At 59.6% G+C, this 11,706-nt stretch carries 7 protein-coding genes and 2 pseudogenes; 8 read left to right on the top strand and 1 reads right to left on the bottom strand.

Annotated features, from left to right (window positions below; translation table 11 throughout):
* Position 1 precedes the first annotated feature (1 nt).
* Positions 2 to 352 (top strand): hypothetical protein, encoded by a 351-nt coding sequence (locus IHE30_RS09230; protein ID WP_337690061.1) that lies wholly within the window; start codon positions 2 to 4, stop codon positions 350 to 352.
* Between the two features lie 15 nt (positions 353 to 367).
* Here the strand turns inward: IHE30_RS09230 and IHE30_RS09225 are convergent, their stop codons facing one another.
* Positions 368 to 2,707, bottom strand: coding sequence for a patatin-like phospholipase family protein (locus IHE30_RS09225; RefSeq protein ID WP_337690059.1), 2,340 nt, complete (start codon positions 2,705 to 2,707; stop codon positions 368 to 370).
* A 113-nt stretch (positions 2,708 to 2,820) separates the two neighbouring features.
* Here IHE30_RS09225 and IHE30_RS09220 point away from each other — a divergent pair.
* From IHE30_RS09220 to IHE30_RS09190, 7 genes and pseudogenes are all read left to right on the top strand, one after another.
* A pseudogene (locus IHE30_RS09220) lies at positions 2,821 to 3,206 on the top strand (hypothetical protein).
* A 286-nt stretch (positions 3,207 to 3,492) separates the two neighbouring features.
* Complete coding sequence (locus IHE30_RS09215) at positions 3,493 to 3,621, top strand: hypothetical protein (RefSeq protein ID WP_337690056.1); 129 nt, start codon at positions 3,493 to 3,495, stop codon at positions 3,619 to 3,621.
* Between the two features lie 364 nt (positions 3,622 to 3,985).
* A pseudogene (locus IHE30_RS15160) lies at positions 3,986 to 4,281 on the top strand (N-succinylarginine dihydrolase); the annotation flags it as partial.
* Between the two features lie 523 nt (positions 4,282 to 4,804).
* Positions 4,805 to 5,065 (top strand): hypothetical protein, encoded by a 261-nt coding sequence (locus tag IHE30_RS09205; protein ID WP_337690052.1) that lies wholly within the window; start codon positions 4,805 to 4,807, stop codon positions 5,063 to 5,065.
* A gap of 4 nt (positions 5,066 to 5,069) precedes the next feature.
* Positions 5,070 to 5,309 (top strand): hypothetical protein, encoded by a 240-nt coding sequence (locus IHE30_RS09200; RefSeq protein ID WP_337690050.1) that lies wholly within the window; start codon positions 5,070 to 5,072, stop codon positions 5,307 to 5,309.
* Positions 5,310 to 6,298: 989 nt separating this feature from the next.
* A complete protein-coding gene (locus tag IHE30_RS09195; protein ID WP_337690048.1) occupies positions 6,299 to 7,843 on the top strand; it encodes a condensation domain-containing protein in 1,545 nt (514 codons plus the stop codon).
* A complete protein-coding gene (locus tag IHE30_RS09190) occupies positions 7,792 to 11,187 on the top strand; it encodes a non-ribosomal peptide synthetase (RefSeq protein ID WP_337690046.1) in 3,396 nt (1,131 codons plus the stop codon). The genes IHE30_RS09195 and IHE30_RS09190 overlap by 52 nt, the downstream gene beginning before the upstream one ends.
* Positions 11,188 to 11,706: the final 519 nt, after the last annotated feature.

Here is an 11,706-nt window from a genome sequence, read left to right as displayed (position 1 = left end):
CATGCAAGACAACCAAGACAACCAAGACAACCAAGACAACCAAGACAACCAAGACAACCAAGACAACCAAGACAACCAAGACAACCAAGACAACCAAGACAACCAAGACAACCAAGACAACCAAGACAACCAAGTCAACCAAGTCAACCAAGTCAACCAAGTCAACCAAGTCAACCAAGTCAACCAAGTCAACCAAGTCAACCAAGTCAACCAAGTCAACCAAGTCAACCAAGTCAACCAAGTCAACCAAGTCAACCAAGTCAACCAAAGGCAATCAAAGGCAATCAAAGGCAAGGCACCGTGTCCGTATCGTCGTGGCGATCTTCCAATCGCGCGGCGGCACGCGCTTTGAGCCCAATTGGCCGGCTCAATAGACGTGTCCGAACTGAAAATATACATTGCGACGTCCCTCTGGCGCGAGCGCGACACCAAAATAGATCGGCCCAAATGAACTGGTTAGCCCGGTGAACAGTGACACGCTGCGCTTCATCGGCCCGCTGTCCAGCGCGTCGTTGAAGCCGCTCCAGACGTTACCCATTTCCGCCGTGACGCCTGCGAACAAGCCGCGGAACGGACCGGCATTGAATGAAGTCAACTGGTTCATGTACGTGAGTTGAGCATAGGCCATCGACGTGCCGGACAATTGGTCGGCTGCATATGCGGACAAGTGCCGGAAGCCGCCCAGCGTGAACCCGAGCGGGTTGATCGCGTTAGTGCCACCGATGTCCTTGCCGCCCTCGATGCCGAAGTTGATGCTGTGTCGTCCGAACGAGGCCGCGGCCAGTGCCTTGCCGTACAGTTCGGTAATGCGGTCCTCGCTGCTGGCGAGTGAACGCTCGGCCACGATCTCCGTATAGTAGCCGCGGCGGGGGAACTGCGAGTCGTCGAGTTGGTCGATGACCAGCCGTGCGCGCATGCTCAACTGCCGGCCATAGGCGTCCGGGAATGCCAACTGTGTGCCACTTTCGTCCAGCGGCAGGTTGTACAGCGGTGATGCGAAGCCGTGCGCATACGCGAGCCCGATGCGCAAGTCGCCGAGTCGCGCGAGCGGCAGCCCGAAATCGATGCCGGCGCGTTTGGTCTGCAGCTGAAACCGGGTAATGCGGATGTTGTCGCTATAGAGGTTCGCGTAGCGGCTCACGTACTCGACATACGGCGCCACGTAGTAGCCGAATGCACTGGATAACGGCTGGCGCAGCTCGCCGTGCACACTGATCAGGTCGCTGCCGAGCGTGGTGTCCACGCGTCCCTCGAGTCCCGACGGGCTCAGCCACGGTCGGCGATAGCCCAAATGCAGCCGAAATCCGCCCTCATCGGTCGAACTACTCGACAAGCCCAGGCCAAATAGCAGGAAGTTTGGCCCCCATGACTTCTGCCGCGCCGTGATCACGAGCCGGTGTTCGTCGCCATGTTTGACCAGCTTCTGCGTGACGTCCTCGAAGTCACCGGAATTCGACAAGGTCAGCAGATCCTTGTTCAACTGGTGTGGATCGTAAAGGTTGCCCGGCCGCACATGCAGATAGTTGCGGATCCGTGCGGCCGGCACCACGCCGACCGACTCGATATCGATCTGGGTCAGGCGTATCGGGCACGGTGGTGGGGCAGCGTGTGCGCGGCGGTAAGCAGCGTAGTTGGCGGGCGCCAGCGCCAGACGCCGCAGTTGCGGCAGGGCCGCGCGGGCCGCCGCCTCGCCGGCCTCGATCGCCTGTGCCGCGTTCGCAAAATCGGTAAAGGTTAGGGAGCCGAGGTCGGGTTGGATCAGCACGTCACCGGCGGCCAGCCGCGACCGTTGTTGCGCGACATTTTGCCGGATCAGGATGCCGATCATCTGCTGCATCACGTCCGCAGGCGTTGCCAGTGCGTCGAGCGGGCGCAGCGGTGAGCCGATGTCCACGGCGATCACGATGTCTGCGCCCATCGCGCGTACCGTGTCCACCGGTAGGTTGCTGACCAAGCCCCCGTCGACCAGCGTGCGCCCGTCGACGTCGGCCGGCGCAAACAACCCGGGCATCGCCATGCTGGCGCGGATCGCCTGCGGCAGCGAGCCATGATCCAGCACGATCATCTGGCCACTGCGCAAATCGGTCGCGACCGCCCGATACGGGATCGGTAGCTTATCGAACGACAGGTCACCGGGCAGCGTCGAGGTCCAATCCGACAACAGTGCTTGCAGCCGGTTGCCTTGCACTAGGCCGCGTGGCAACTTCAGCCCGTCGCTGCTGACGCCCATCGTCAGGCTGCTGACATATGATTGTTCGTCTTCGCGTTGCGACTGCGGCAGCTCGGCGCGTTGATGCACGTCGAATGCGATGTCCGCCAGGTTCACGCCCGCCAGCCGGCCCTGCATGTCTGTCGCACTCATGCCGCTCGCGTACAAGCCGCCCACCACGGCGCCCATGCTGGTGCCGGCGATGTAATCCACGGGGATGTGGTTTTCCTCCAGCACCTTAAGCACGCCCAGGTGCGCATAGCCACGCGCACCACCGCCAGAGAGCACCAGGCCGATCGCCGCGCGGCCGTGCGCACAGTCGGGCGGCGCGCACGCGAGTGCCCCGGCGCACGATGCCGAGGCGTGCAACGCCAGCGCTGCCGCGAGCGCCACGGCGAGTGCTTGGCAGTCAATGCGGCTATGCCGTGACACGTCCTTCTGCCCGATCGTGACGCGCATGGCCAATGCGCGCAGGCGGGTCCGCAGTGATAGGGTCATCCTGTTGCTTGCGTTCTTAAAAACTAACTATTATCGCTGCACGGGTGTCGCGCGTGGAGGACAATGCGCGGTTTCGTCCGCTTGCACAGGCGCGCACAGGACACGCCGCCGACCTGCATCGCGACGGGCATCAGCTGTTCGGCCTGACGGTGACCGTGCAGTGGCTCGTTGCGTTGCTGGCTATGGGTTTCACGTTGCCCGGGCCGCTGCCGGTGACGCACGTGTTGGCATCGCTGGCTCTCGGTCTTGGTGGGCGTGTTCACGTACGTGACTCGCGGCACGTCGCTATACGTAAAACTGTTATTGATCTGTACCGGTGCCTAAGGTCACCCGTGAGGTGAATTCGGCGACGTATCGATCGTTTAACGCCTTCGGGACGGCCGCTCTGATCTATTGCATCGTATCGTTTGCCTTGGTCGCGGCGTTTTGTGCCGCTGAATGGCAGTATCTCGCTTGCTTGCGCCCCGCTCGCTGCCGCTGCGGGCTTTCTCTAAGATGACGGGCTCAAGGGACTGGCGAAGGCAAAGATCCGTTGCAGCGCGCCAGCTAATCAGGCCCGCAGATCAGCCTGGCCCGCAGATTAACCTGGCGTGCGGATGCTCTTCGGCTGCTCATTTTCTCCAACGCGTATCGCGGGAGGCTCGACGTGACGCCGCGTGAGAAGCGGCGCGTATTTGTCAATGCGACGGCCCGGGTATCGACGGAAAACGGTGTGACGTAGCGGGTGGACCGTACGCCATCATTTCGGGTTCTTCTCGCTGGCTTGCCAGAAAGGATTGTCTTGAATGTCGAAACTGAAGCGTGGCTCGCCCGGCGTTCGCGTGCCGTTGACAGGCATGCGTCTCGCCGTTGCCCGGGGGGCGGCGCGGTTGCGGCTGGTTGCCTCGGGGGGGCGGGCTGCATCGGGTCGGTAGGCAGGTTTCGTGCCTAGCCCGGACAATCGGCCATTGCTGGGCGCACGCTTGGCAATGCCAGTTGCCTTGCGTTGATCCGTTCGCGGTTTCGCGTCGGCGGAGTCGGCCACGATCGGCGGTTTTGCTCCGCAATGGCGGACTGAAAATCTGTCAGGCATTCCGGATCCTCGCTGGTGTGCAATGTCGATACCCGGGATTCTGACGCCGACGCCATGAGCATGACGCACTTACCGCGAACCCGGCGGGCTGCCGGCGAAGTGGCGTGCCGGACCGTCCACGGAAACCCGATAAAACGGATCGCGTAGGCGAAAGATGTTTCGTGAGCCACCGCCTTACGTGCTCCGCGTGGACCGAGCGTGGCGGTCCAATCGCCAACGTGCTCGCCTTCGATCCGCGCAAGAGCATGAAGCATGGGGGGGACCGGCATGCCTGCGACTGCGGGTAGCGTTAAACGAGCGGGAGATTGATGAAGTGAGTCCATTGCTGTGGATGGACAACAAGTTGTATGCGCAACTGAACATGTGGGTCAAGGAGCCCTATCGCGACCGTCTGGCCGCTGACGGCCTCGGCGACCCGCAACTGCTCGTGCAATGCCGCACCGCGCGCGATGAGCTGACACAGTGGCTTAATCTCGGGTCCGTCTACGGTTTCCAGCGCTGAGCCGGCGTGACCGTCCGATCTGCTTGCACTGACGCTGCAAGGCGATGTACCCGTCGAGCGCGAAGGAAGACGGGTCAATTGTATTCGCTGGAACTGAATCGATCATGGTGTGCTGACGATGGCCTCCGCTGCGCGGCGACTCCCTCGACGACGGATCGGTTCCCGCCGTGCTAGTGTCGTGCGGAATCCGTGACGACGAAACTGCATCGAGCAAGAGGCCGCGAAGTTGAGACACAGAAATCAGTTCTTTACAGTGCGCCAAACCACTGATACATTGGATTTTCGCGGCAAACAGCTATCCCGATAAGAGGGTGGAGTTGGAACCTGAGAGACGCGGGCTACGGAGCGCGCAAGACGATTCCGGGTCGCGAATAGACGCACGGCTGCGCGCCGTGCTTTTTTTGGGGTGCGCCCAGCATGGGCACACTCCTGTGGGCGCCAGTTCCACCATAAGCTGGTTACAACGAATGAAGTGAAGCGCAGCTGCATGAGGGCGACCGAGTGTGGGAGAGCAGCGTGGATCGTGCCACTACCGCGCTGGCTCAAGCATGTGCCACTATTTCAGGTGACGTTCGAGTGTCAAAGCAACGAGACCGGAGCGTGGCAGCCGCCGGATCTGGAAGTCACGCCAGCGAATTTGCCTGACGAGGTGGCCACGTTCGATCTGGGGCTGCACTTGTACGAGTCGGGTGAAGAAATTGTTGGTGGGCTGGGCTATACGATGGCATTGTTCGATCGCGCGACGATTGAGCGACACGTTGAAGTCCCGGCTAATACACGTTGAGTATTTGCAGATGATGTTGCAGGCGATGGCGGCTGACGGCCAGTATTCGGTCATCCGCGTCGAGTTGCTGCCGTTGGCTGAGCGCACGTTGTTGTTCCAGACGTGGCATGCGACGCAGCAGGTGTGCGATTCACGGACATTGTTTCACTTTTTGAATGAGATGTCTGTGAATCGCACACCTGGGGTATCGCATGATGTGGCGACACAGTGCAGCATTCACTACGTCGACTCGAGCAGATTTTAATGATCCTATACGATCAAGGTGCTATCTCCCTGCAAAATGGCTCAACTCATGCTAGTGCAAAGCCTCAGCGATATTGATGCGGTCGTGAACGGCAGCGAATCAACTGCTGCCGTTTGTCGCCGTGAGTGCTTCGCTTTTCCTATACAGCATTTGTCGGTTTAAGCGACGATAACAAGCTTGTGTTTGTCACAACGCGGGCTCTATAGTCACAGTGATCTATTTGACGAAGCGGCGCACCGCAACTTGGCATCATGCTTGGGCGCGTCGCGTGAGCGGGCAGTCACACAATGAGGTGAGGTGTCAGCGAACGGGTGCATGGCAGTCGCTGTTTTGCTGGTTAAAAGTGATGTCTGGAGGGAATACAATGCGGACGTACCCCAGCTTGCACCCAGTGACGTTGCACAAGCGTGGCGCGTCCAATTTTCCCGCCGTACAATTCTTAAACCGTCTTCGCCCGGTATAGCCTATCCGCCACGTTGTTGCCGCGGTGAAGCGTGTCCAGTACGCTCACGGTACGCGAGCAAGCTGGTTTTCGTTGTTGTCGTTAGCGCAGCGTCTGTTCGCAGCGCGGCTGGTTTGCCAGCACAAGTTAGTCAACCCGCATGCGCGGTGTTTTAAGGATTCGCCCGCTAGCAGGATCGGCCTGCTTAGATCTTAGGGACACGAGAAATGGGCGCGTCAATGGCGGTTTTCGGTAGCCAATGACTGACCCACAGATAGATAGTAACACTGATAAATTGAGACGCAGCGGTCTGAATGGCTGTGGACCTGTTATCGCATAGCAATGCTGCAAACGCTTGGGATTACGAAAATGAAGAAATATGTCAGCTGATGTTGCCCAAGCAGTCGAATTGCGTGATTAATCCTATCACGCTACCCGCACGAATACGCATGTGTCGTCTCCGGGTTGAAGGAGGGCGGTTATGTTCAATGCGTGGAAACCACGTATCCAAAATCGAATAAATCATTGATCTGAATGGGAGGGATTGATGGCTGCTAGCGCGACACCCCTTGCGATGTATCCGCTTTCTTCGGCGCAAACAGAAATCTGGCTCGCGCAGCAGCTTCATCCAGACAGCCCGGTCTATAACATCGCGCAATACACGGTGATTGAAGGCGCGATTGATCCGGCCGTGTTTGAAGTGGCATTGCGCCAAGTCATCGGCGAGGCGGACAGTCTGCGCTTGCAATTTGTCGACAGTCGCGAGGGGTTGCGACAGGCGATAGGCTCACCTGCGTGGTCGATGCCGGTGCTGGATGTCAGTGCAGAGGCTGATCCTTACACAAGCGCGCAAGCGTGGATGTGCGCCGATTACGAGCAGCCAGTAAATCTGTTGCAAGGGCCGCTCTTTTGCTATGCGTTACTGAAAGTCGCGCCCGAACAATGGATTTGGTATCAGCGTACTCACCATATCCTCATGGATGGGTATGCCTTTTTTCTGATTGCGCAACGCGTCGCGCAGGTGTACAGCGCAATGCGTGTAGGAAGGGAGCCCGAGCCGTGTGTGTTGGGCTCAATCTTACAGCTGTTGGACAGTGATGCACAGTACCAGACCTCCGTCCAGCGAGAGCGGGATGAGGCGTATTGGCTGAAGTTCTGTGCTGATTGGCCTGAGCCCACGACATTAGCGAGCGGTGCCGCACCGGCCTTACAGCACCGGCTGCGTCAGACAGCGTGCCTGGCGCCCCAAGCGCTGGGAGCTTACGCGTCGGATGCGGGCCGGCTGGCTCAGCTTCTCACAGCCGCGCTGGCCGCGTATCTGCATCGGATAACTGGCGCGCAGGACGTGGTGCTGGGCTTTCCCGTGACGGCTCGCTTGGGTGGGGACCGGCATATCCCCGGTACACTGGCGCACGATATTCCGCTGCGGTTCACGTTCGAGGCGGGGATGAACCTGTCGTCATTGTTGCATCAGGCTGCACAGCAGATCCAGCGCGGTTTGCGGTACCAACGCTACTCGAGCGAAGCGTTGCGGCGCCGATTGGGACTGCCTCCAGGGCAAGCGCTATTCGGTGCCACAGTCAACGTGATGCCGTTCGACTACGAACTATCGTTCGATGGGCATTCGTCAACAAACCATAATTTGCTCAATGGTCCAGTTGACGATCTAATGCTTGGCGTCTATTGGACGTCAGCTAGCGATCCACTACGGATTGACTTTAACGCGAATCCTACATGCTATACGGTGGAGGCGCTCGAGGCGCATCAGCGCCGGTTTACCCGGTTTCTAGCAGCGTTGGCTGCGGATGCTACGCAACCGATTGGTGGCATTGATCTGCTCGATGCTTCTGAGCGGCATCGGCTGTTGGTCGAATGGAACGCGACGCAGCGTGACTATCCGGCACATCACTGCATTCACCAGTTGTTCGAAGCGCAGGTGGAGCGCACGCCCGAGGCCACAGCACTGGTGTTTGAAGAGCAGACGCTGAACTACGCTGAGTTGAATGCGCGGGCGAACCGCTTGGCGCATCAGTTGATTGAATGGGGCGTGAAGCCCGATCGCTGCCAGCGCCACAGCCGTTCCGCAATTTGATTGCGCAGGCGCGTCTGGGCGTGAGTCAGGCTGAGCATGAACGTTTCTTTACCGAGCAGCTTGCGGACATTGAGGAGCCAACACTGCCGTTTGGTCTGGCGCAGGTGCATTGCGATGGTGCGCAGATCAGGCAAGCGCATCGGATGTTGCCGCAAGCGTTGAACGATCGGCTGCGTGCACACGCTAGGCGGCTGAATGTGAGTCTGGCGAGCCTATGCCATCTAGCGTGGGCACAGGTGCTGGCCCGCGCCAGTGGCCAACAACGCGTGGTGTTTGGCACGGTGCTGTTTGGGCGGATGCAAGCGGGTGATGGCGCCGACAGTGCGATGGGGCTGTTTATCAATACGCTGCCGCTGCGCGTGGACCTGGCCGGTAGTGTGCAGTCCGCTGTGCGCGCCATGCATGCGCGGCTGGCGGCACTGCTCGAGCACGAGCATGCGCCGCTGGCGCTAGCGCAGCGTTGCAGTGGCGTGGCGGCCGGCACGCCCCTATTCAGTGCGCTGCTGAACTATCGGCACAATACGACCCACCCAACTGAGCGCAGCATGCTGCCCGGCGTTGAGCTGCTCAGTGCGCAGGAGCGTACCAATTACCCGTTGACGCTGTCGGTCGAGGACTGTGGTCAAGCGCTGGGACTGACCGCGCAGGCGGTGGCGTCGTTGGAGCCGGATCGGGTGTGCGGGTATATGCAGCAGGCGTTGGAGAGCCTGACTGAGGCGCTCGAGACAGCGCCTGAGTGGCCGGTTGGGCAATTAGAGATATTGCCCAATGAAGAGCGGGAACTGCTGCTGCAGACGTGGAACGCGACAGCACAAGACTATCCGGCGCATCGGTGCATCCACCAGTTGTTCGAAGCGCAGGCGCAGCGCACGCCCGAGGCCACGGCATTGGTGTTTGAAGAGCAGACGCTAAGCTACGCTGAGTTGAATGCGCGGGCGAATCGCTTGGCGTATCAGTTGATTGAATGGGGCGTGAAGCCCGATGCGCGCGTGGCCATTTGTGTGGAGCGCTCGCCCGCGATGGTGGTGGGGTTGCTGGCGATCCTAAAGGCGGGTGGTGCGTATGTGCCGCTCGATCCGGCGTATCCGGGCGAGCGGCTTATGCATATTTTAAAGGATGCGGCACCGGACATGGTACTGGCCGATGCGGCGGGCCGGGCGGCACTGGGTGACGCAGTCTTGGCCGATCGCACGGTGCTCGATCCGAGCAGGCTGCCGGAGCAGTCGGAGGCGAACCCGTCGGTGCCGGCGTTGACGTCCCGCCATCTTGCGTATGTGATCTATACGTCGGGCTCCACTGGGATGCCCAAGGGCGTGATGGTCGAGCACCACAGCGTGGTCAACCTGTGTACCTGGCATAACGAGACGTTTGATGGACAGCATGGTTGCCGTAGCGCCTTGACCGCGGGCGTGGCATTTGACGCCTGCGCGTGGGAGGTTTGGGCCAATTTGGTTGGCGGCGGCACATTGTTTATTCCTCCTGGCGCTCTCCACGATGATGTCCCTGCGCTGCTAAGTTGGTGGCAACAACAGCCATTGGATACGGCTTTCTTGGTGACGCCGTTGGCTGCGATGGCCTTGTCTGGTCAGCAAACGCCTGCTGGATTGCGTTATTTGCTCACCGGCGGGGATCGCTTTCCGCCCTTAGTCCGCTCCCTGCCCGCTGGGCTGGCTTTGATGAATCAGTATGGGCCCACTGAAACGACGGTCGTGGCGACGTCTGGCCGATTGGGCGCAGAGGGCGATGTACCGCATATTGGACGACCGATTGCGAACACGCGGATTTATTTGCTCGATAGCTACGGCCAGCCGGTGCCATTAGGCGCGGTCGGTGAGCTGTATATCGGTGGCGCGGGCGTGGCGCGGGGTTACCTGAACCGTCGGGAGCTGACCGCTGAGCGTTTTGTGTGCGATCCGTTCTCGGCTGAGCCCGATGCGCGAATGTATCGGACGGGGGATTTAGCGCGGTATTTACCGGATGGGAACTTGGCGTTTCTGGGCCGCAATGACCAGCAAGTCAAGATTCGTGGCTTTCGCATTGAGTTGGGCGAGATTGAGGCATGCTTGGTCCAGCATGCGCAGGTGCGTGAGGCAGTGGTGCTGGCAGTGGGCGAGGGCCAAGATAAACGCCTGGTCGCGTATGTGGTGGCCGAGCCCGATAACGCGTTAGCGGGTACCTTGCGTACGTACGTGGCAGCCGCGCTGCCCGAGTACATGGTGCCTAATGCGTTCGTGCGGCTCGATGCATTGCCATTGACGCCGAACGGCAAGCTCGATCGCCGAGCGCTGCCGGCACCAGACGCGCAGGCGTTCGCGCACCAAGTGTACGAGGCGCCGCAAGGCGAGTTTGAGACCACGCTAGCCGCGATCTGGAGCGAGTTGCTCGGTGTGGAGCGGGTAGGCCGACACGACAGCTTCTTTGCACTCGGTGGCCATTCGCTGCTCGCGGTACAAATGATCAGTCGTAGCCGCACCGCCTTGGGTTTGTCTATTCCAATGCGCACCCTGTTCGAAGCGCCGACCCTTGCTGCGCTAGCGCAGCGTGTATCGTCACAAGACAATGTGCAGGATGAGTCCTTTGCTGTTGTGCTGCCAATTCAACCGCACGGTGCTCGACCTGCGCTTTTCTGCGTTCATCCTATCAGCGGCATCAGTTGGCACTATCGAAGCTTGGCGAGCCATTTGGAGGAGGATCAACCCGTCTATGGCTTACAAGCGCATGGACTCGACGGTATCTCGTCGCTTGCGCCTACGATTGAAGCCATGGCTGCGGACTATATCCAGCAAATCCGCCGTATTCAGCCGCATGGGCCTTACTATCTGCTGGGTTGGTCGTTTGGCGGAAAAGTCGTGCACAGCATAGCGACGCAACTCGAGCAACAGGGCGAGACAGTCGCGCTGCTGGTGGTGCTCGATGCCACGCCAAAGACCGCGCAAGGGGATGACAAGCTGGAAGCCAGCGAAAAAGCAAAGCTTTATATCAACCTGTATGCGCGTCACGAAGCGGAAAATCTGTCGGAGGCCGGCCAATATTTGTGGGAGAAAACCCGTGCGGTTATCCAGAATAATGAACGCATTGCACCAAGCTTTTCTCCACGCATTTATAGCGGTGACATGCTGTTTTTCCGAGCGACGGTGGCACTGGATGGCACTATTGCGCCCCTCTCACCGGGTGCATGGCAGCCTTACGTGCTAGGGGATATTGAGGTGCATGACATTGCTTGCAAGCATGAGGATATGGAGTTACCGGAACCGACTGCGCACATCGGCCGCATCCTACGCCGGAAATTAAATGCGCTGCAGGAATGTCGGTCAACTGACAATAAGGCAGCTTCTTTGACATAAGAATCAGCATTTTGCCCAGACACGCCAATAAGCTCAACAGTGCTGTGTGTACTGCGCCGTAGTCGTGGCCGATACTTGCCGCGAATTGCCGCATTGGCCATATACCGCTAGCCTGCGTCTGGCGCAGCTAGCTTGCCAACGCTTCATGGGCGTGGCGCTTAGCTCTGTCGGCGAACTCGAGAGATAGCCGCCGGATTGCCACAATCTGTGGATTTCGCTCGCCGAGTCGTTGAGCAAAGCGCTCGATGTGCCGCTTGGTTGCCCCCGCGCTCAGTATGTGTATTGTAGAGCGGGAGATAATCGGTAATCGGCTCATCGTTGCACTGAAACATAAAGTCCTTGTTGCTTACTGCACGGCTTGCACAGCGGCGTGAAGTGCGGCTCGCGCGCTATGAATCGGCCATGCATCACCATCGAATCGGGAGGGCAATTTGGGCGATTGTACGCATCATGGCATTGGACCGGCGTACGGTGCAGCATTGGATCAGCGCCGGTGGGTCCCCTGAGCGGGCACACTGG

It is taken from the genome of Mycetohabitans sp. B46 (assembly GCF_037389205.1).
Lineage (GTDB): Bacteria > Pseudomonadota > Gammaproteobacteria > Burkholderiales > Burkholderiaceae > Mycetohabitans.
Note: the sequence above shows the minus strand (reverse complement) of the source record. Positions and strands in the feature narration are given on the sequence as shown.

What these genes read in the sequence shown, in the direction of transcription:
- IHE30_RS09195 (WP_337690048.1), top strand. Translation starts at nt 6,299, where the DNA reads ATGGCTGCTAGCGCGACACCCCTTGCGATGTATCCGCTTTCTTCGGCG.
- IHE30_RS09190 (WP_337690046.1), top strand. Translation starts at nt 7,792, where the DNA reads ATGGGGCGTGAAGCCCGATCGCTGCCAGCGCCACAGCCGTTCCGCAAT.
- IHE30_RS09230 (WP_337690061.1), top strand. Translation starts at nt 2, where the DNA reads ATGCAAGACAACCAAGACAACCAAGACAACCAAGACAACCAAGACAAC.
- IHE30_RS09225 (WP_337690059.1), bottom strand. Translation starts at nt 2,707, where the DNA reads ATGACCCTATCACTGCGGACCCGCCTGCGCGCATTGGCCATGCGCGTC.
- IHE30_RS09215 (WP_337690056.1), top strand. Translation starts at nt 3,493, where the DNA reads ATGTCGAAACTGAAGCGTGGCTCGCCCGGCGTTCGCGTGCCGTTGACA.